The 19,436-nt window shown below is 54.7% G+C and carries 17 protein-coding genes and 1 tRNA gene; 15 read left to right on the forward strand and 3 right to left on the reverse strand.

The annotated features are described in order from the left end of the window. The first annotated feature begins 37 nt into the window (after window positions 1–37). The 3 genes from purC (at window position 38) to BLV11_RS05900 (ending at window position 2,674) form a co-directional block, all read left to right on the forward strand. Entirely contained in the window at window positions 38–751 is a 714-nt protein-coding gene (gene purC, locus BLV11_RS05890) for a phosphoribosylaminoimidazolesuccinocarboxamide synthase (RefSeq protein WP_091812043.1), read from the forward strand. Window positions 752–790: 39 nt separating this feature from the next. After that, complete coding sequence (locus tag BLV11_RS05895) at window positions 791–1,528, forward strand: TIGR04219 family outer membrane beta-barrel protein (protein WP_091812044.1); 738 nt, start codon at window positions 791–793, stop codon at window positions 1,526–1,528. Between the two features lie 138 nt (window positions 1,529–1,666). Then, window positions 1,667–2,674 carry an NAD-dependent epimerase gene (locus tag BLV11_RS05900; protein ID WP_091812045.1) on the forward strand — a complete coding sequence of 336 codons (1,008 nt, stop codon included), beginning with the start codon at window positions 1,667–1,669 and terminating at the stop codon, window positions 2,672–2,674. Window positions 2,675–2,834: 160 nt separating this feature from the next. Here the strand turns inward: BLV11_RS05900 and BLV11_RS05905 are convergent. Further along, window positions 2,835–2,911 (reverse strand) — tRNA-Val (locus tag BLV11_RS05905). Window positions 2,912–2,956: 45 nt separating this feature from the next. Further along, complete coding sequence (locus BLV11_RS05910; protein ID WP_091812046.1) at window positions 2,957–3,907, reverse strand: DMT family transporter; 951 nt, start codon at window positions 3,905–3,907, stop codon at window positions 2,957–2,959. Window positions 3,908–4,078: 171 nt separating this feature from the next. Here BLV11_RS05910 and BLV11_RS05915 point away from each other — a divergent pair, with 171 nt between their 5' ends. After that, window positions 4,079–4,495 (forward strand): transcriptional regulator, encoded by a 417-nt coding sequence (locus tag BLV11_RS05915; protein ID WP_091812047.1) that lies wholly within the window; start codon window positions 4,079–4,081, stop codon window positions 4,493–4,495. A gap of 53 nt (window positions 4,496–4,548) precedes the next feature. Here the strand turns inward: BLV11_RS05915 and galU are convergent, their stop codons facing one another. Beyond that, window positions 4,549–5,385 (reverse strand): UTP--glucose-1-phosphate uridylyltransferase GalU, encoded by an 837-nt coding sequence (galU, locus tag BLV11_RS05920; protein ID WP_091812048.1) that lies wholly within the window; start codon window positions 5,383–5,385, stop codon window positions 4,549–4,551. A 210-nt stretch (window positions 5,386–5,595) separates the two neighbouring features. On the opposite strand from galU, the gene BLV11_RS05925 reads away from it, so the two are divergent. The 11 genes from BLV11_RS05925 (at window position 5,596) to BLV11_RS05975 (ending at window position 19,420) form a co-directional block, all read left to right on the forward strand. Then, window positions 5,596–6,276: a GntR family transcriptional regulator gene (locus BLV11_RS05925; protein ID WP_091812049.1), complete on the forward strand. Its 681-nt coding sequence runs from the start codon at window positions 5,596–5,598 to the stop codon at window positions 6,274–6,276. A gap of 43 nt (window positions 6,277–6,319) precedes the next feature. After that, window positions 6,320–7,210: a methylisocitrate lyase gene (gene prpB / locus BLV11_RS05930; protein ID WP_245725928.1), complete on the forward strand. Its 891-nt coding sequence runs from the start codon at window positions 6,320–6,322 to the stop codon at window positions 7,208–7,210. A 78-nt stretch (window positions 7,211–7,288) separates the two neighbouring features. Next, the gene (gene prpC / locus BLV11_RS05935; protein ID WP_091812050.1) at window positions 7,289–8,410 is read left to right on the forward strand and encodes a bifunctional 2-methylcitrate synthase/citrate synthase; all 1,122 of its coding nucleotides are present in this window, start codon (window positions 7,289–7,291) and stop codon (window positions 8,408–8,410) included. A 90-nt stretch (window positions 8,411–8,500) separates the two neighbouring features. Beyond that, a complete protein-coding gene (gene acnD / locus BLV11_RS05940) occupies window positions 8,501–11,092 on the forward strand; it encodes a Fe/S-dependent 2-methylisocitrate dehydratase AcnD (protein ID WP_091812051.1) in 2,592 nt (863 codons plus the stop codon). A gap of 94 nt (window positions 11,093–11,186) precedes the next feature. Next, entirely contained in the window at window positions 11,187–12,365 is a 1,179-nt protein-coding gene (prpF, locus tag BLV11_RS05945; protein WP_091812052.1) for a 2-methylaconitate cis-trans isomerase PrpF, read from the forward strand. A 250-nt stretch (window positions 12,366–12,615) separates the two neighbouring features. After that, the gene (locus BLV11_RS18400) at window positions 12,616–13,311 is read left to right on the forward strand and encodes a PEP-CTERM sorting domain-containing protein (RefSeq protein ID WP_245725929.1); all 696 of its coding nucleotides are present in this window, start codon (window positions 12,616–12,618) and stop codon (window positions 13,309–13,311) included. A 199-nt stretch (window positions 13,312–13,510) separates the two neighbouring features. Further along, complete coding sequence (locus BLV11_RS05955; protein WP_091812054.1) at window positions 13,511–14,923, forward strand: TIGR03013 family XrtA/PEP-CTERM system glycosyltransferase; 1,413 nt, start codon at window positions 13,511–13,513, stop codon at window positions 14,921–14,923. A gap of 55 nt (window positions 14,924–14,978) precedes the next feature. Then, complete coding sequence (locus tag BLV11_RS05960) at window positions 14,979–15,629, forward strand: XrtA/PEP-CTERM system exopolysaccharide export protein (protein ID WP_245725930.1); 651 nt, start codon at window positions 14,979–14,981, stop codon at window positions 15,627–15,629. 77 nt (window positions 15,630–15,706) lie between these two features. Further along, window positions 15,707–17,224 (forward strand): XrtA system polysaccharide chain length determinant, encoded by a 1,518-nt coding sequence (locus tag BLV11_RS05965; protein WP_091812055.1) that lies wholly within the window; start codon window positions 15,707–15,709, stop codon window positions 17,222–17,224. Then, the gene (locus tag BLV11_RS05970) at window positions 17,224–18,135 is read left to right on the forward strand and encodes a P-loop NTPase family protein (RefSeq protein ID WP_245725931.1); all 912 of its coding nucleotides are present in this window, start codon (window positions 17,224–17,226) and stop codon (window positions 18,133–18,135) included. Before BLV11_RS05965 ends, BLV11_RS05970 begins: the two co-directional genes overlap by 1 nt. 73 nt (window positions 18,136–18,208) lie before the next feature. Then, window positions 18,209–19,420, forward strand: coding sequence for an outer membrane beta-barrel protein (locus BLV11_RS05975; RefSeq protein WP_175528292.1), 1,212 nt, complete (start codon window positions 18,209–18,211; stop codon window positions 19,418–19,420). The last annotated feature ends 16 nt before the right edge of the window (window positions 19,421–19,436 follow it).

The following is a 19,436-nucleotide window of genomic DNA, read 5'->3' on the forward strand; positions in this document are numbered from 1 at the left end:
GCGGAGCTGGCTTCGCTCTGGTTTCTGGAGACAGTAAATGGAAAAGCGTGAAGAACTTTACGCAGGCAAGGCAAAATCAGTCTATCGCACAGACGATCCGGAGCGGTTTGTGCTCGAATTTCGTGATGATACCTCTGCTTTTGATGGCGAAAAGAAAGAACAGCTGAACCGCAAGGGTATGGTGAATAACCGCTTCAACGGATTCATCATGGAAAAACTTGAGCAGGCTGGCGTTCCCACGCATTTTGAAGGTTTGCTGTCGCCGACCGAGTCTCTGGTCAAGAACCTCGACATGATTCCCGTGGAGTGTGTTGTCCGTAATATTTCTGCAGGAAGTCTGTGTCGTCGTCTCGGGGTGGAAGAAGGCTTGAACCTTAACCCGCCGACCTTTGAGCTGTTCCTGAAGAACGATGCTCTGCATGATCCTATGGTGAACGAATCCCTGGCGGTCAGCTTCGGTTGGGCCACGGAGGAAGAGTTGGCCCGCATGAAGGCGCTCACCTTCAAGGTCAATGACGTGCTCAAAGGATTGTTCGACGACGCCGGCATGCTGCTGGTCGACTACAAGCTTGAGTTTGGCCGTTCTGGTGGTGAAATCGTCCTGGGTGATGAGTTCAGCCCTGACGGTTGCCGTATCTGGGACAAGGAAACCCGCAAGAAGATGGACAAGGACCGGTTCCGCCAGGGACTCGGTGACGTTATCGAGATGTACGAAGAGGTTGGTCGTCGGCTTGGTATGTCGTTCGACTGATCGGGTCGATCTATAAAAACATAAATATAAGGGTGTTTTATGCGTAAATTGATAGTAGCCGTTGGTGGCTCCCTGGTTCTGGCAGCTCCGCTGGCCCATGCAGATATTGTTGGTGTAGGCGCATCGGTAAGCTACTGGGATTCAGAGACTTCAGGTCAGGCCGCGTCGGGTAATGACGTTGTCGACATGGAAAATGACCTGAATCTGGACAGCGATAGCACGACCAACGCCACTCTCTATTTTGAGCACCCGGTCCCGTTGCTGCCGAATGTCCGCCTTAACCTGACAGCGATTGAACAAAGCGGCCGAGGCCGGCTGAGTTCTGGTTATGGTCCTATTGTGGTGGGCTCCGACGTCACGTCTGACCTGGATCTTCAGCAGATCGATCTGACTCTCTACTACGAAGTGCTGGATAACTGGGTCAACCTGGACCTGGGTTTGACCGCCCGGGATCTGTCCAGCGAGCTGACAATCAAGCAGGCCCAGTTGGGCGGCGTTGTGGTGGACAAGACCGAAGTGGATGTGATTATTCCCATGGGTTATGCCGCTGCACGTTTTGATCTGCCGTTGACCGGGTTGTCTGTTGGGGGAGAGATCAATGCGATCGGGTATGGCGGCGACTCTATTTATGACGTCAACGCCTACGGTCAGTACGAGATCTCTCTGCTTCAGTTGCAGTTGGGTTATCGTCAGATGTCCGTTGATTATGAGGACGGTGACGACAAACTTGATATCGATATTGACGGCCCCTTTATCAGTGCTGGTCTGACATTCTGATGTTTTGTCCGAGCTGAAAAAAAGCGCCCCGAAGGGGCGCTTTTTTTATGAATGTACGGATGGGCTGCATCGTCCGCTTCGTATCCGGTAAAATGGGTGCAACCCTCTCGATTGATTACGAGCTATGGAGATGCCATTTTGAAAATTCTGGTCACAGGGACTGCTGGATTCATTGGTTCACACCTCGCCCATCGTTTGCTGGATCGTGGCGATGAGGTGATCGGTGTGGATAACGTCAATGACTACTACGACGTATCACTCAAGGAAGCTCGTTTGGCCAGGCTAACCGTCAAACCCGGATTCACCGAGGTCCGGCAGGACGTGGCGGACCGGGAGGCGATGGCAGAGGTGTTCAAGGAACACCAGCCGGAACGGGTGGTACACCTGGCGGCCCAGGCTGGTGTGCGTTACTCCCTGGAAAACCCGCATGCCTATGTGGATGCAAACCTGGTCGGCTTCATGAATATTCTTGAAGGCTGTCGCCATAACGAGGTCAAGCACCTGGTTTATGCCTCCAGCAGTTCGGTGTACGGCGCCAACGAGGCGATGCCGTTCTCGGTCCACGACAACGTTGACCATCCACTCAGTCTCTACGCCGCGTCCAAGAAGGCGAATGAGCTGATGGCCCATACCTACAGTCACCTCTATGGATTGCCTACGACAGGGCTGCGTTTCTTTACCGTATACGGCCCCTGGGGGCGTCCTGATATGGCGCTGTTCATCTTTACCCGCAAGATCCTGGCCGGTGAGCCAATTGATGTGTTTAATCATGGCCACCACAAGCGCGACTTTACGTATATTGACGATATCGTAGAGGGCGTTATTCGTACGCTGGATCATGTGGCTGAGCCCAATGCCAGCTGGTCAGGACAAAATCCCGATCCCGGTACCAGCAAGGCGCCGTACCGTATTTACAACATCGGCAGCAATAACCCGGTTGAGCTATCCCGCTTCATCGAGATCATCGAAGAGCGGGTTGGTCGGAAAGCGCAAAAGAATCTGCTTCCGCTACAGGCCGGAGATGTGCCGGCCACCTATGCCGATGTGGATGCCCTGATAGATGATGTGGGCTACAAGCCTGCCACGACGGTGGACGAGGGTATTGCCAACTTCGTCGACTGGTACAGGGACTTCTACAAGGTCTGAGAGGGTGTCGTACGCCTGTGTAAGCGAAGAGTGAAAGGGAAGCGAGGCTTCCCTTTTTTATGTTTCCTGTAAGGCGTCTCCTGCGGTGCCTGCCTTCCTGGACACAAAAAAGCCGCTGACTGTTTCCAGTAGCGGCTTTTTATGAATTCTTTTGCAGAAATGGTAGGACCACCCAGATTCGAACTGGGGACCTCTACCATGTCAAGGTAGCGCTCTAACCAACTGAGCTATGGTCCTGTGTCCTGCAACGGGGACGCATTATGCTGATTGCGGTGGGTGCGGTCAAGCCCTTTTTACCAACCATTTTTTTAGTGCCCGCCCGAGGGTGTGCCAACGATTCACCAGCAGGGCAGCAAAGATCAGGGCGCAGCCTGCCAGTTGCGTCGTCGTCATGGTTTCTCCGAACCATCCGGCGGCAAAAATCGCGACCCAGACGGGTTCCAGCACCATAATCACGACACCGTGACTGTGGCTGGACAGGCTTTGGGCATAGGTTTGCAGGAAGAAGCGGCCGGCGGTACCAATAATCGCGCTGGCGAGTATCCAGCCGCCAAGTATCCAGCTGGCGTTGTTCACGGTTGCTTGCCACGGCTCAAGAGCAAAAGATTCAATCAGCGCGAAGGTGCCAACCGTAAGCAACGAAATGGCGCTGAGGGGGAGGGCTGGGATGGGGGATATGGTTTTGTGAGTACCGTCGGGCTGGCGCTCACTACGGGTGTTAGCCGCTCGGGTGTTCATAAGGAAGAACAGCGCAAAAATACAGGCAGCCAGTACAAAGAATATTTGCCCGGCTTCAATGCGGAATCCATTTTCAAGAGAAAGGCACGCGAGACCGCCAACCGCGATAGGGATAGCCATCCATGTGCTGAGCGGTTGGTGCTGGCGAAACACCAGCCGATCGACAATCGGTACCAGTACGACACCGAGGCTGGTAAGAAACGCACCTTCGCCCAGGTGATTGCCGTAGAAAAGGCCCATGATCCAGCAGCTCATGGCGATGCCAAAGACAATGCCCACGTTGATTCCGCGACGGATCTGGGCTCGGTTCAGGCGGCGTAATGATGAGGTGGCCGCGAAGGCCAGTATGGCTCCGGCAATGAGGAATCGTAGCGCCATGAACAGCAGGGGCGGCATCAGCAGCACCGCTTCCTTGGAAAACATCCAGCTGATGGCTGCCAGTAGAGTGACACCGACCAGCAATAGGTCTGATTTATGAGTATCTGAAACGGCCATCGGCGTAGCTCTTGGATTGATAGGTACCTTATCGATCGCTGAGCATATCACGGGTAGGGTGGCGTTGGTCCCGGGTGGAGTTAATTCCACGCCGGGTTTGTCAAATCGCTGATTCTCGGATGTAATGTCTGGGTGTTCCGTCTGGCTAACTGTTTAGAGGGTAACTGAACCATGCGTTATATGGAGTCTTTTAACCGGCGGCTCAGGGGTGTCCGCGAACGACTGTCGTTGTCGACCGCGGAACTCGCCGAACTGTGTGGAGTAGAGGAACGCGAGGTATTGGCATGGGAAAGTGCCGACCCCAGACAGCGCGGGTTTCCCGCGGTGGCCGAGTTGATGGATCTGTGTGTGTGTACGGAAACACCCCTGGAAACCCTGCTGGACTTTGGAAGTCAGGTCGACGAGGGGCAGATGGAACTGCCGGGATTGGCCTTTAGTAACGGCGGGGATCTTAACCGGGTGCTGGAGGAGCTGGAGCAGGCGTTGCAGAACGTTCAGCTGACCGAGCAGGAGCTGGAATTGTTGAAGCGGTTTCGCAAGACTACGGCGGACAATCGCCAGATGATACTTCAGTTGCTTGGCGAATAGCGGCTACGGAGAGCGATACAGGGCGGGCTGGGCTCCGCCCTGTGTTGACGGGCTTACTTTTCGTTCTTGTAGATGTTTTCGTAGACGTAGTTGGTGGCCTGGACAAAACCGTCGATGCTTCCGCAATCGAACCGCTTGCCCTTGAATTTATAAGCCAGAACACAGCCGTTCTTGGCCTGCTCCAGCAGGGCGTCGGTGATCTGGACTTCGCCGTTCTTACCCGGTGGCGTCCGCTCAATAATGTCGAAAATATCCGGAGTCAGGATGTAGCGACCGATAATCGCCAGGTTGCTCGGCGCGTCCTCGGGAGCCGGTTTTTCGACCATATCTGTAATCCGGTACAGCCCGTCTTTCATCGACTCGCCAGCGATCACGCCGTACTTGTGAGTCTCATCTTCCGGGACTTCTTCGATGGCGACAATTGAACAGCGGAATTGATTGTAGAGCTTCACCATCTGGGTGAGGACACCATCTTCTTCGCCATCCGCCACACAAAAATCGTCAGCAAGTACAACGGCAAACGGATTGTCGCCAATGAGGTTACGGCCGGTAAGAATGGCATGGCCAAGACCTTTCATTTCATTCTGGCGGGTAAAGGCAAAGCTGTTGTTATTGATCAGATCCCGGATCGACGTGAGCAGGTTTTCCTTACCTGAGCCGGCAATCTGGTGTTCCAGTTCATAGCTGATGTCAAAGTGATCCTCGATGGCCCGCTTGCCCCGTCCGGTCACGAAACCAAACTGGTTAATTCCCGCATCGGATGCTTCTTCCACCCCGTATTGCACCAGGGGTTTGTTGACAATTGGCAGGATTTCCTTGGGCATGGCTTTGGTTGCAGGAAGGAATCGGGTGCCATAACCGGCGACGGGGAAAAGGCATTTCTTGATCATCTTGACGTCCTTATTCATAGAAGGTCTGTAAGCGTATGGGTTCGGAGTTTAGCGGACTTGAGAGGCCTGTGGAACGGCGACAGGCAAGGTGGCTCTCTGGGCGGTGTTGGATTGTCTGCAATTCGTCCCGGATTTAAGGTTTGGATTGTTGACAATTTAAGCTTAGGGGCGTAGTTTTCGTACAATTCAACCCATTATTGTTGACAAACCATGGCTGACGTTCCTGTTTCTGTGATGACCCGTGCTGATGAGGCCTTTGATTGTCTGCAAACGGCCATTGTCAAAGGAGAGCTCGCGCCCGGTGAGAAGATTGGCGAAGTTGAGCTGTGTGCCCGCTTTGACCTGACCAGGGGGCCCCTGAGGGAGGCGCTGGGGCGCCTGGAATCCCGTGGATTGCTGGTCAGACGGCCTCATGCGGGTGTGAAGGTTGTGTCTGTCAGTGCGGAAGAATTACTCGAGCTTTACCGTATCCGCGAGGTCATGGAGGGGCTGGCGGCGCGACAGGCCGCCGAACGTATGCCGGAGGACGAAATCCGGGCGCTTCAGTCGACGCTGGACAGTCACGAACACCTGATCGAACAAGCCAAGGGGCAGGCCTACTATCAGGCTGAGGGTGATTATGATTTCCATCACCGGATTGCCACCGGAAGCCGGAACACCAAACTTGCCCAAATGCTGCTCGGTGATCTGTACTACATGGTCCGGATGTATCGTTATCGTCTCAGTACCTCAGCCGGCCGGCCGCACATGGCGTTGGAAGAACATCGCCGTATTGTCGAAGCCATTGCCCGTCGCGATGGCGAACTGGCGGAATTTCTTATGAAGCGGCACATCAATGCTGCGCGCTGCAATATAGAGAAAAAGTTTCAAGAAGGCCTTTTAACCTTCTGAAATTAAACAACTTACAAAAGCCATCAGGCTAAGGAGTTTGAATATGTCAGCCATCTTGTCGCCGGGCGCCCGTTTCCGGAAGGCCCTCGAAGAGAACAAGCCCCTGCAGATTGTTGGAACCATCAACGCCTATGCCGCCATGATGGCAGAACGTATTGGTCACCAGGCCATCTATCTGTCAGGCGGTGGCGTCGCTAATGCCTCCTACGGACTGCCTGACCTTGGTATGACCAGCCTGAATGACGTAGTAGAAGACGTTCGTCGTATTACCTCTGCATCCTCGGTGCCGCTGCTGGTGGACATTGATACCGGATGGGGTGGGGCGTTCAATATTGCCCGTACCATCCAGCAGATGGAAAAGGCGGGAGCCGCTGCCGTTCACATTGAAGACCAGGTTGCCCAGAAGCGCTGTGGTCACCGCCCCAACAAGGAAATCGTTTCCGAGGCGGAAATGGTGGATCGCATCAAGGCGGCGGTTGACGCCCGTACTGATGAAAACTTCTTTATCATGGCCCGGACTGACGCCTTTGCCCAGGAAGGACTCGAGGCTGCAATCGAGCGTGCGCAGGCCTGTGTAGCCGCCGGCGCTGACGGCATCTTTGCCGAGGCAATCAAGACCGAAGAGCATTACCGCGCTTTTGCTGAGGCCCTTGATGTGCCCATTCTTGCCAACATCACCGAGTTCGGCCAGACCGAACTTTGGAACCGCGAGCAGCTGGGCGAGTGGGGAGCTGCGATGGTGCTCTACCCGCTGAGCGCCTTCCGGGCGATGAACAAGGCTGCGGAAACCGTGTATAAGAGCATCCTTGAAGAAGGTGACCAGAAGAAGGTCGTGGACATGATGCAGACCCGTATGGATCTGTACGATTACCTCAATTACCACGACTTCGAGCAGAAGCTGGATGCACTGTTCGCCGAAGGCAAGAACAAGTAAGTAACGCGACAATCCAAAACCCATTCCATGGCGGGCGCCGGACGCCGGGTCGCCCGTCCAGAAGAGGAGTCTAGAGCAATGGCAAAACAACTGAGTGGTGCTGGCCTGCGTGGTCAGGTAGCTGGCAAGACCGCACTTTCAACTGTCGGCAAAAGCGGTTCCGGATTGACCTACCGTGGTTACGACGTCAAGGATCTTGCAAACAACTGCATCTTCGAGGAAGTGGCCTACCTCATTCTCAAGGGCGAATTGCCGAACCAGGAACAGCTGACGGCCTATCAGAGCAAGCTGAAAGGACTTCGTGGCCTGCCTCAGGCGCTGAAAGATGTTCTTGAGCGCATTCCTGCCTCTGCGCATCCGATGGATGTGATCCGCACCGGCTGCTCCATGCTGGGCAACCTGGAAACCGAGGAAAGCTTCGATCAGCAACAGGACGCCACCGACCGGATGCTGGCGGCTTTCCCGGGCATCATCAACTACTGGTACCGTTTCTCTCACGACGGTGTTCGTATCGAGACCGAGACTGACGACGACACCATCGGTGCCCATTTCCTGCATCTGCTGCACGGGGAAAAGCCCAGCGAGCTGCATGAGCGGGTAATGAACGTTTCTCTGATTCTCTACGCTGAGCATGAGTTCAACGCGTCGACCTTTACTGCCCGCGTCTGTGCGTCAACCCTGAGTGATATCCACTCCTGCATTACCGGCGCCATCGGCTCCCTGCGTGGCCCGCTGCACGGCGGCGCGAACGAGGCTGCGATGGAACTGATCGAGGGCATGAAGGATCCTGAGCATGCTGAAGAATCCCTGATGGGCATGCTTGAGCGGAAAGAAAAGATCATGGGCTTTGGCCATGCCATCTACAGCGAATCCGACCCCCGTAACGAAATCATCAAGGTGTGGTCCGAGAAGCTTGCGGCTGAAAAAGGCGACGCCCAGCTGTACGACATTTCCGTGCGTTGTGAAGCGGTCATGTGGCGAGAGAAAAAGCTGTTCTGTAATGCCGACTTCTTCCACGCCTCTGCCTACAACTACATGGGTATCCCGACCAAACTGTTCACGCCGATTTTCGTCTGCAGCCGTCTGACTGGATGGGCCGCTCATGTGATGGAGCAGCGTGCAGATAACCGCATCATCCGCCCAAGCGCCGAATATGTGGGTGCTGAGCCCCGCAGCGTTGTACCCATCGCTGAGCGTTGATTGATCGCGGATCAAAAAATTGAGCTGAAGGAAGGCCGGTGTGACCGGCTTTCCGGAACGAGCCCCTGAGATTGAGAGAGCCCCCTAGCCATGAACACCGATTATCGTAAATCACTGGCTGGTACCGATCTGGAATACTTCGACACCCGTGCGGCCGTCGATGCGATCCAGCCCGGAGCCTATGACAAACTTCCGTACACGTCCCGAATCCTGGCTGAGCAGTTGGTGCGCCGGTGCGAGCCTGAAGCACTGACGGATTCGCTCAAACAGCTGATTGAGCGCAAGCGTGAACTCGACTTTCCCTGGTACCCGGCCCGGGTGGTGTGCCACGACATCCTTGGTCAGACCGCACTGGTCGACCTTGCAGGCCTGCGTGATGCGATTGCCGAGCAGGGGGGCGATCCTGCGCAGGTTAACCCGGTGGTTCCGACCCAGCTGATTGTGGATCACTCACTGGCTGTTGAACACCCCGGCTTTGAGAAGGATGCCTTCCAGAAGAACCGCGACGTGGAAGAGCGTCGTAATGCCGATCGCTTCCACTTCATCAACTGGACCAAGACTGCGTTTGATAACGTTGACGTGATTCCTCCGGGCAACGGCATCATGCACCAGATCAACCTGGAGAAGATGTCTCCGGTGGTTCAGGTGCGTGACGGTGTGGCGTTCCCGGATACCTGTGTCGGTACTGACAGTCATACCCCGATGGTCGATGCCCTTGGGGTAATTTCTGTGGGCGTAGGGGGGCTTGAGGCCGAAAACGTCATGCTCGGAAACCCGTCCATGATGCGTTTGCCGGACATTGTCGGTGTTGAGCTGACGGGCAAGCTCCATCCGGGCATCACCGGTACCGACCTGGTGCTGGCATTGACCGAATTCCTGCGCCGTGAGCGCGTGGTGGGTGCCTACCTGGAGTTCTTCGGTGAAGGCGCGAACAGCCTGTCAGTCGGTGATCGTGCGACCATTGCCAACATGACGCCGGAATACGGTGCGACCGCTGGCATGTTTTTCATCGATAACCAGACCATCGACTACCTGAAGCTGACCGGTCGTGAAGACGAACAGGTGGCTCTGGTGGAGACATTTGCGAAGGAAACCGGCCTGTGGGCAGACAGCTTCAAGAATGTTGAGTACGAGCGTGTTCTCACGTTTGATATGTCGACCGTTGGCCGTAACCTTGCTGGTCCTTCCAACCCTCATGCTCTGTTGCCAGTATCTGAGCTGCACAACCGCGGCATTGCCAAGGCATGGGAAGAGAAAGAAGGTGAAATGCCGGATGGTGCCGTCATCATTGCGGCGATCACCAGCTGCACCAACACCAGCAACCCGCGCAACATGATCGCGGCGGGCCTGATTGCCCGCAATGCGAACAAACTTGGTCTGGCGCGTAAGCCTTGGGTAAAGTCCTCCCTGGCCCCCGGTTCCAAGACCGTAAAAATGTACCTGGAAGAAGCCAACCTGTTACCAGAACTGCAGCAGTTGGGCTTTGATGTGGTTGCATTCGCCTGTACGACCTGCAACGGCATGTCTGGCGCTCTGGACCCGAAGATCCAGAAAGAGGTGATTGACCGCGACCTGTACGCGACTGCCGTGCTGTCCGGGAACCGGAACTTCGATGGTCGTATTCACCCTTACGCCAAGCAGGCCTTCCTCGCATCGCCCCCACTGGTTGTGGCCTATGCCATTGCGGGCACCATGCGCTTTGATATCGAGAAGGATGCACTTGGTTACGATCAGGATGGCAATGCCATCACCCTGAAAGACATCTGGCCGAGTGACGAAGAAATCGATGCTATCGTCAAGGCCAGCGTGAAGCCTGAGCAATTCCGTCAGACCTATATCCCGATGTTTGACGTCACTAACAAGGACGAGACCAAGGGCAACCCGCTCTATGATTGGCGTCCGATGTCCACCTATATCCGCCGTCCGCCCTATTGGGAAGGCAACATGGCGAAGAAACGTGAACTCAAGGGGATGCGTCCGCTGGCGATACTGCCGGACAACATCACCACCGATCACCTGTCTCCATCCAATGCGATCCTGCTGGACAGCGCTGCGGGTGCCTATCTGCACAAGATGGGGCTGCCAGAGGAAGATTTTAACTCCTACGCAACCCACCGTGGCGATCATCTGACCGCCCAGCGTGCGACCCTGGCCAATCCGAAACTGTTTAATGAGATGGTGAAAGACGAGCAGGGCAATGTGAAGCAGGGATCCCTGGCACGGGTGGAGCCGGAAGGCAAAGTGATGCGTATGTGGGAAGCCATTGAAACCTACATGGAGCGCAAACAGCCGCTGATCGTAATTGCAGGTGCGGACTATGGTCAGGGCTCGTCCCGCGACTGGGCGGCCAAAGGTGTTGCGCTGGCCGGTGTCGAGACCATCGTGGCCGAAGGCTTCGAGCGTATCCACCGTACCAATCTGATCGGCATGGGTGTCATGCCGCTTCAGTTTGAGGAAGGTACCACCCGTAATACCCTTGGCCTCGACGGCACGGAAATCTTTGACGTTGAAGGTGAGCCGGCACCACGGAGCACTCTGACGCTTGTCATCCATCGTCAGAGCGGTGAGGTAGAGCGGGTTCCTGTGACCTGTCGTCTCGACACAGCCGAAGAGGTTTCGGTCTATTCTGCGGGCGGAATCCTGCAGAAATTCGCCAAGGAATTCATGGCGACCGCAAGCTAAGGCAAGAGTTACCTCCTGTCTGGCCCTTGTTCCGTTCTCGGGGCAGGGGCCGATCTATGTCCGTAACGTGTCATTTATCAAAAGGAAGGCAACTATGCCCCATGCGCCACAGATCAAGATTCCCGCCACGTACATGCGTGGTGGCACCAGCAAAGGTGTGTTCTTTCGTCTGCAGGATCTCCCCGAAGCCGCGCAGGTTCCCGGCGCAGCCAGGGATGCTATCCTCCTGCGGGTGATTGGTAGCCCTGATCCCTATGGCAAGCAGATTGACGGGATGGGCAACGCGACCTCCAGTACCAGCAAAACGGTCATCCTGTCGGCAAGTTCCCAGCCAGACCATGACGTTGACTACCTCTTTGGTCAGGTGGCCATCGACAAGCCCTTTGTCGACTGGAGTGGTAACTGTGGCAACCTGACAGCAGCCGTGGGTGCCTTCGCTATTAATAGCGGCTTTGTAGCTGCGGACCGTATTCCGGAAAACGGCATCTGCGTTGTCCGGATTTGGCAGGCAAATATCCGGAAAACCATCGTGGCACATATTCCGGTGACCAATGGCGAAGTCCAGGAAACCGGTGATTTTGAGCTCGATGGCGTCACTTTTCCTGCCGCGGAAGTGCAGATTGAGTTTATGGACCCCGCAGATGGCGAAGGCGCGATGTTCCCCACAGGAAACCTGGTCGATGACCTGGACGTTCCCGGCGTGGGAACCTTGAAAGCCACCATGATCAATGCCGGTATCCCGACCATTTTCCTGAATGCAGAGGAAATTGGTTACAACGGCACCGAACTGCAGGAAGCCATCAACGGTGATCCGGAGGCCCTGGCCCGCTTTGAAACCATTCGTGCCCACGGAGCCTTGAAGATGGGGCTGATCACGAGTCTCGAAGAGGCTGCGAGCCGTCAGCACACGCCCAAGGTGGCGTTTGTTGCTCCTGCCCGGGATTACCTGTCGTCCAGTGGCAAGCAGGTCATGGCAGCGGATATCGATGTGCTGGTGCGCGCATTGTCGATGGGGAAACTCCATCACGCCATGATGGGGACCGCTGCGGTCGCTATTGGTACGGCGGCTGCCATTCCAGGAACGTTAGTGAACCTGGCTGCTGGTGGCGGTGAACGTAACGCTGTGCGTTTCGGTCATCCTTCCGGAACCCTTCGAGTGGGGGCCGAAGCGTGTGAAGTCAACGGTCAGTGGGCGGCCACGAAGGCCGTGATGAGTCGCAGTGCGAGAGTACTGATGGAAGGTTGGGTGAGAGTGCCTGGCGATACGTTCTAGTGGCAGGCGTGATAGCAGCCGGTGCCTGAAAAAGCGAAGCCTCCAGGGCTTCGCTTTTTTTGTCGATAAATTTTACGACTGAGTTTTCCCGGATCTGGGTTTTATCCTTAAAAGTATAATTAAAACAGCAATCTGTAGTTGATGGCCCGGCTATTGCTTATTGGTGAGTGCGAGTGAACGAACTCAGGACCGCACTTATTTTAAGGAGCAGAACATGTTTAAGGGAAAATTGTCAGGAAGGACTCTTGGCGTGGCTTTGTCAGTGATGGGAGCTGTATCTGTTGCCGAGGCCGCTCCGATCCTGAACATCAGTGAAGAAGGTAGTGCCGCCACGGAAGCGGCGGAAGCCCAGTTTTTGTCTTACCTGCAGGGCGATTCAATCATCAAGGAGGGTTTCGAGGGGTTCGCCGACGGCCTTCAGCAGAATTCATTGGTAACGGCGGTGGGCGTGTTCACCCAGACTGTAGCGGGTGGCGATCCGGTTAACTCGCTGTGCGCGCCAAACTGTGCGGACGGAGTGGCTGTTCTGAGCGATGTTACGTCTCCGTTTAACGGGCGCTTCGCGGCCCCGGACGAGGCCGGTAATAATCAGTGGCTGGACAGCTTTGATTCCGAAGTAATGACACTGACTGTTGCTGACGGCGTCAACGCCATTGGCTTCTACATCACCGACCCCAACGATATCGATGGCCGCATGTCGGTGGGTGGCGTCGACTTCAGCTTTGCCGATATCTTCGGTCAGTTTAACGGTGACGGTGAGGTCTATTACATCAGCCTGTATGACGAAGCTGGCCTGGGCGATATTGTGTTCTATGCTAACAGTAACAACGACGGCTTTGGCATTGACAGCGTCACCATTGGCAAGGTTCCCGAGCCGGGCACCCTTGCGCTGATGGGTCTGGGGCTGGCTGGCCTGGGACTGACGCGCCGCAGGAAACGTGCCTGATTTGTATCGGCACAAACTGTCAGAGCCCTGATACATTCAGGGCTCTGCTGTCAGTATTTTTTACGCCTGCTTGTGCTGGATAGTTAGGAGGTGATTGATTGAAGTTTGAAATCATTACAGTACAATCTCTCACACCATGAGTTGGTTCCGTTGCAGTGGATGCACGGATCATTAGGTGTGGACAGCACAAGGAGTTGACGTGGCTCACGTCAGATTGTTCAGGCACTACATTCACCTTCCGTTTGTGATACTGGGACTGATTGACTTCCTGGTATTGGTCGCGTCCTTCACGATTACGGTCTTTTTTCGTTATTTCGGCGAAGTAGATTTGTTTCTCGAAAGCCTTGGCTTCGTGATGCCGTCTGCGCTTGTTTTCTCACTCATGAACCTGCTGGTGATGATCGCGATTGGCGTACATCAGTCCAGGCTTGAGGAAGGCATGTCTGGAATGATGCTCCGGACCATTCTCGCTCTGATCTTCAGTTTGCCGTTATCTGGTATTGCCTACCTGATCGCCAGCGACTGGCTCTGGTACCTGGGTACTGCCGGCGTCCTGACAACGTCGTCGGTCATTGGCTTCTTCCTGTTGGGTATCGTTCGCACCCTGTTTTTTGCCATTGCGGGTAAGGATGCGTTCAAGCGCAAGGTACTTGTATTAGGCGCTGGGGTGAGGGCCAGGCAGTTGCTTGAAGATCTCCAGACCCCCTTTAACCGTAAGGGTTTTTCCTTTGCAGGTTATGTTCCGCTTCCCGATGAGCCCGTTGAAATAGCCCAAAATCTGCTCGTTGACCCTGGAGCGTCACTGCATCGTTACGTGCTTTCTCATCCGGTCAGTGAAATCGTTGTAGCGGTTGACGACCGTCGCAAGGGCCTGCCCATGGAAGACCTTCTTGAGTGCAAGATGGAAGGCATTCGAATTGTCGATGGTGCAACGTTCTATGAACGAGAGTCCCGTAAGGTTGCCCTCGAAATGATTACCCGGGGCTGGCTGGTCTTTACCGATGGTTTCACGGTGTCTTCGGTGTCGGGTTTTGGAAAACGGGCCATTGACCTGTTGGCGGCGGGCGTTCTGCTGCTGGCGTCCTTCCCGCTCATGTTGCTCACAATCATTGCGATAAAGCTTGAAGACGGCTGGCGCGCGCCGGTGTTGTACAGCCAGGAGCGGGTAGGGCTCAACGGCCGGCCATTCAAGGTTCACAAATTCCGCTCCATGCGTACCGATGCGGAAAAGAACGGTGCGGTCTGGGCAAGCAAGAATGATAACCGGGTGACCAGAGTCGGGGCGTTTATCCGGAAGGTTCGTATCGATGAACTGCCTCAGATCTTTAATGTTCTCAACGGTACCATGGCGTTCGTAGGTCCACGGCCGGAGCGCCCGGTATTTGTCGAGAAGCTGGCGGATTCCATTCCTTTCTACAATGAAAGACACAGGGTCAAGCCGGGAATTACAGGATGGGCCCAACTCTGCTTCGCTTATGCGGATAATGAGGAAGATAGCCGAGAAAAATTGCGATACGACCTATACTACATTAAGAACCAGAGTCTGCTGCTGGATCTTTTAGTTATTATTCAAACAGTTGAAGTGGTGCTGTTCAAGAAGGGATCGCGTTGATCCATCGCTGAACGTATTACCAAGGGTAAATGACATGGAGACAGGAAGGGGACGCATGATGTCGCAGAAACTGAGTCTGGCCGGGGGCGTATTGTCCCTGTTGGTTACGTTGGTGTTGGCTGGGTGCGCAACCGGGCCCAATGCATCGTCACCGGACAAGATCCGGCGGGCACTTGCCCTGAATACGGACACCAGTGTTGAGCGTTACGTCCTGGGACCGACCGACGTCGTGAAGGTTTCAGTCTGGCGAAATCCTGAACTCAGCATTACCGTTCCTGTACGTCCTGACGGCATGATTTCCGTGCCGTTAATTGGTGATGTCGCAGCAGGTAACAAAACTCCCGAGCTACTTGCCTATGACATCAAAGGCGGGCTTTCCCAATATATTCGCGAGCCACAGGTCAGTGTGGTTGTAACTGCCATGGGTAGCCACGAGTTTACCGACCGGGTTCGTGTGACAGGAGCGGTGCAGTCGCCAATTTCGGTTCCGCATCGATCCGGTATGACCGTTCTTGATCTGTTCCTCAGTGCCGGCGCGGCCAATGCGTTTGCGTCTTTGAATGATGCCATGCTGTACCGGCCGATGGGGGACGAGGTCGTTGCCATTCCAGTGCGGCTTGAAGATATTCTGGAGCGCGGCGATATCAAGACCAACTATGCCATGCGTCCAGGAGATATTCTGTCAGTTCCGGAGCGTAGCTTCTGAGTTGGCTTGAATCGCTGATTCCTATGAATTGTACGCGTGCTCGTACAGGTTGTTGTACAGGATTTAAGTGAGAGCTTATGGCGCTTCCGTTGTCACAGTTGCCAGTTGAGATCCTCCGGGAAGTCCGTGAAAGGAAATGGACGGCTTTCCTGATGTTTCTGGTCATCAGTTTTACCGTACTCGGGCTCGGTTTTGTGTGGCCTTATAAATACAAATCCGAGGTTGTGATCTTTGTTGACGACAGCAACATAATCCAGCCGTTGATGGAAGGGAGTGCAGTTACGACCGAGGTTTCAGATACAACGTCTGCCGCCCGTGAGATGTTACTGACTCGAAAGGTCCTCGAAGCGGCGGCGGAGGACCGGGACATTTTTTCCGATTCCGGTCAGGTGTCGCCGGAGACCATGGATCGCCGTATCGGGGCATTGCGTTCGGGGTTATATGTGCAACCCAGAGGTGGGAATTATTTCAGTATTGGCTATGAGTCGACCTCCCAGATGGAGGCCTTTCGGGTAGCCCAGAAACTGGCGCAACTGTTTATCGAAGAAAGCAATGACCGCAAACGGTCGGAAAGTCGCAGTGCATATGACTTTATCGACAATCAGGTGAAGAGTTACGAGCGGCAGCTGGCGGAAGTAGAGCGACGGCTGCAGGTGTTTCTTTCGGAGAATGTTGATGGCACCGAGGGTGACGCTAATGCCCGCATGGCGACGCTTCGGGGCCAGATCGAATTGGCCCAGCTGGAACGGGAGCAGTTGGTCACCCGGGTGCAGTCCCTGGCCCAGCAGCTGAATGAGATCAGCCCGACCATTCGCCGGGAACAAACGGCGGATGAATATGCCGATCGCATTGCGTCTCTAGAAGAGCAACTTGATTCCCTGCGGCTGCGCTACCTGGATACCTATCCGGACATCGTGATTCTTCGTGAACAGATCGCAGAATTACGGCGGCAACGAACCAGAGCGATGGCCGACGGTGGTGCAGGTACCGTGATCAGTGATGACGTCGACAACCCTCTGTATCAGGAGCTAAGGACGTCTCTGGCAAGAGCCCGCACGGAAATCGAAACCATCGACACACGGATCAGTTCTCTGCAACGCCTGATGGTTCAACAGACCGCCCGCATGGAACGCATCCAGGGTAACAAGGCCGAATATGCTGAGCTAACCCGGGACATGCAGGTCAATCGCCAGATTTATGATGATCTCCTGAAGCGAAGGGAAAGGGCCCGGGTGTCTATGCATCTGGATATTGAAGGGCAGGGGCTCAAGTTCCGTATTAACGAAGCGGCGCAGTATCCAACGTCACCCAGCGGTCCGAAATTCTCAATGTTCGCGATGGCAGGCCTGGTGCTGGGCATTCTGGCGCCCTTTGGATCGGTGGCCGGGCTGCTTCAAATTGACCCTCGGGTCCGGGCAAAAGAGCAATTGGATGAAGAGATCGGGTTGCCAGTTCTGATTGAAATTCCCTACGTTCGTACGCCCTTTGAAAAACGTCGTGATCGCCGCCTGACCAACCTGGTGGTGTTCTGTTCCTTGGTCACGGCAGTAGTCTACATTGTGATAGCTGTAGCAAGCGGGGTCGGGTATTTCTGATGTCTGAGTCAAATCATCGTACAGAGAATGACAAGCGGGATACCATGGACGAGTCTGACGTCAAAGATTCCGCCACTGATAAAGAGAACACCGAGCAGACCGGGTCCTATTGGGGGCAGGCTTCAGCTGCGGGTGACGACCGGAAAGTGGCCTATTCCGAATGGGATGATTCTCGTTTGCTGGTGCCGAGTTCGTTTGATCTGGGGGCTGGTGCTGTTGATAAATATGTCATCAGCAAACAGATCTCGCGAATGCAGGAGCCGAGAAGGCTGACCCATGATGACCTGGATGAACGACGAATTATCTATCCGGAGTCGAAGGACCGAACACTGGTTAACCGTTTCCGGAGTCTCAGAACCAAGATCCTGGAACTGTCTGGTGGCAATAATTTCACCCTGGTGGTCAGTGGTGCCTGTGAAGGCTCCGGCTCATCGTTCGTTGCGCTGAATCTCGCAGCCGCGTTCGCCTTCGATCAAGCCAAAACGGCTTTGATCATCGACTGCAATTTACGAGAGCCGACCATTCATTCGCGGCTTGATATTGTAACCGACAGTGGCCTCACGGATTTTCTGGACGATCCGGAGTATGACATCGCCCGGATTCTCTATCCTACGGGTATTCCCAGGCTTCGGATGATACCTGCCGGAAGCCAGCGAGAAAGCGCGGCGGAGTTCTTCACTTCGTTCCGGATGAAGCAATTCATACAGGCAGTTCGCCGACGTTATCCCGACCGGTTCATCGTTATTGACACGGCATCCGTCGAGGAAAGCCCGGATGCCCGGATCCTGGCTGAACTTTGTGACTATTCGATGCTGGTTGTACCTCACGGAAAAATGACGCCTGGTGCCGTAGAGCAGGCTGCGCAGTCGTTCAATCCAGACAAATTTCTTGGGGCAGTGATCAATGGTTAATGCGGGTGAGCCAAGGATTCTCCTGAAAAGGCTTTTGTCCTGTTCTGCAGTGGTGATTTCAGGGTTTGCATCAATGCTGGCTATGGCTGAGCCCATTGCTGTATCCGTTGGTCTTGATGAGCGCTTCAGCGACAACGTCAGGCAGTCGAATACCGGCGAGGAAAGTGATCTGGAAAGCAGGGTAAACCTGAATGTGAGCTACAACTCCGACCCTGGTTACTGTAACGGTTCGATTGCCGGAAAATTTGGTTACGGTCGCTGGCTAGATAAGACGTACGACCCAGAGACCTATGTAAATAGCGATATTTTTGGCGATTGCCAATTATTCGATAATCTTTATTGGGATATCTCAAACCGAACCAGGGATATCGTGCAGGATTCCCGAGGGGGAGATAATCCAGACAATACCTCTCGCAAGAATATTTTCAGTACCGGTCCCAGGTACATCATGCGGCTTTCCGCCCGGGATCAACTGTCGTTCGATCTACGTTACGAGACTACCGACTACGATGAGCCTGATGAAACCGATAGTGAACGCTATGTGGGCTCAGCAGCCTGGAACCACTTGCTGAGCTCGACCCTCTCCGGTGGGCTCAGTGTACAGGTTGATCAGGCTGAAATGGACACCGGTCAAGAGGTTGACCGGGAAACCCTGAACCTTAATTTTAATAAGCAGTGGGTAGCCACCGTCGTTAGCGGTTCCGTGGGCCTCAGTAATATCGAGAACACCTTCGCAGGATCGACGACAGAGAACGATGGGCTTGTCTGGAATCTGTTTTTTGAACGTGAGCTGAACTCGTCATCCAGTGTCTACCTGAACGGCAGCCATGAGTTGACCGACCAGACGTCGGACTACGATTTCGTGTTTTCGGGGTTGGTTTTTAACGTTCAGGAAACGGAGGCCATTGAAGTTACCGCTGTGCGAGCCGGTTATCGCAATGCGCTTTCCAATGGCGATACTTTCCAGTTAGGGGTTTTCTTTAATCTTACCGATTACCTGGATTCTGGAGATGATGAGACGAGCTCGGGGTTTGAGGCGAGTTACAACCGGAAACTGACCAGTCATCTTCGCGGAGATCTGCTCGGTTCGTTTGACCAAAATTCCTACAGTGACGACGATACGGATGATCAAACCGTCACCGTTGCGGCTGGGCTGCAGTATGACGTAAGCCGGGCCATGACAGCGCAAATGCGTGTAGGCCGCGAAGATCGTAGCAGTGATGTGGCTTCGCGTGAATATGTGGAGCACTGGATACTCCTGGGGCTCAAATACCGTTTTCGGTAAGGAGTGACCCCGCCCC

The sequence above is a fragment of the Marinobacter mobilis genome (assembly GCF_900106945.1).
In the GTDB taxonomy this organism is placed as follows: Bacteria; Pseudomonadota; Gammaproteobacteria; order Pseudomonadales; family Oleiphilaceae; genus Marinobacter; species Marinobacter mobilis.

Bases quoted from the DNA above. Each gene is read 5' to 3' on its own strand.
- purC (WP_091812043.1), top strand. From the start codon at position 38: ATGGAAAAGCGTGAAGAACTTTACGCAGGCAAGGCAAAATCAGTCTAT.
- acnD (WP_091812051.1), top strand. From the start codon at position 8,501: ATGAACACCGATTATCGTAAATCACTGGCTGGTACCGATCTGGAATAC.
- prpC (WP_091812050.1), top strand. From the start codon at position 7,289: ATGGCAAAACAACTGAGTGGTGCTGGCCTGCGTGGTCAGGTAGCTGGC.
- BLV11_RS05960 (WP_245725930.1), top strand. From the start codon at position 14,979: ATGATGTCGCAGAAACTGAGTCTGGCCGGGGGCGTATTGTCCCTGTTG.
- BLV11_RS05925 (WP_091812049.1), top strand. From the start codon at position 5,596: ATGGCTGACGTTCCTGTTTCTGTGATGACCCGTGCTGATGAGGCCTTT.
- BLV11_RS05915 (WP_091812047.1), top strand. From the start codon at position 4,079: ATGCGTTATATGGAGTCTTTTAACCGGCGGCTCAGGGGTGTCCGCGAA.
- prpB (WP_245725928.1), top strand. From the start codon at position 6,320: ATGTCAGCCATCTTGTCGCCGGGCGCCCGTTTCCGGAAGGCCCTCGAA.
- BLV11_RS05910 (WP_091812046.1), bottom strand. From the start codon at position 3,907: ATGGCCGTTTCAGATACTCATAAATCAGACCTATTGCTGGTCGGTGTC.
- BLV11_RS05965 (WP_091812055.1), top strand. From the start codon at position 15,707: ATGGCGCTTCCGTTGTCACAGTTGCCAGTTGAGATCCTCCGGGAAGTC.
- galU (WP_091812048.1), bottom strand. From the start codon at position 5,385: ATGATCAAGAAATGCCTTTTCCCCGTCGCCGGTTATGGCACCCGATTC.
- BLV11_RS05975 (WP_175528292.1), top strand. From the start codon at position 18,209: ATGCTGGCTATGGCTGAGCCCATTGCTGTATCCGTTGGTCTTGATGAG.
- BLV11_RS05895 (WP_091812044.1), top strand. From the start codon at position 791: ATGCGTAAATTGATAGTAGCCGTTGGTGGCTCCCTGGTTCTGGCAGCT.
- prpF (WP_091812052.1), top strand. From the start codon at position 11,187: ATGCCCCATGCGCCACAGATCAAGATTCCCGCCACGTACATGCGTGGT.
- BLV11_RS05970 (WP_245725931.1), top strand. From the start codon at position 17,224: ATGTCTGAGTCAAATCATCGTACAGAGAATGACAAGCGGGATACCATG.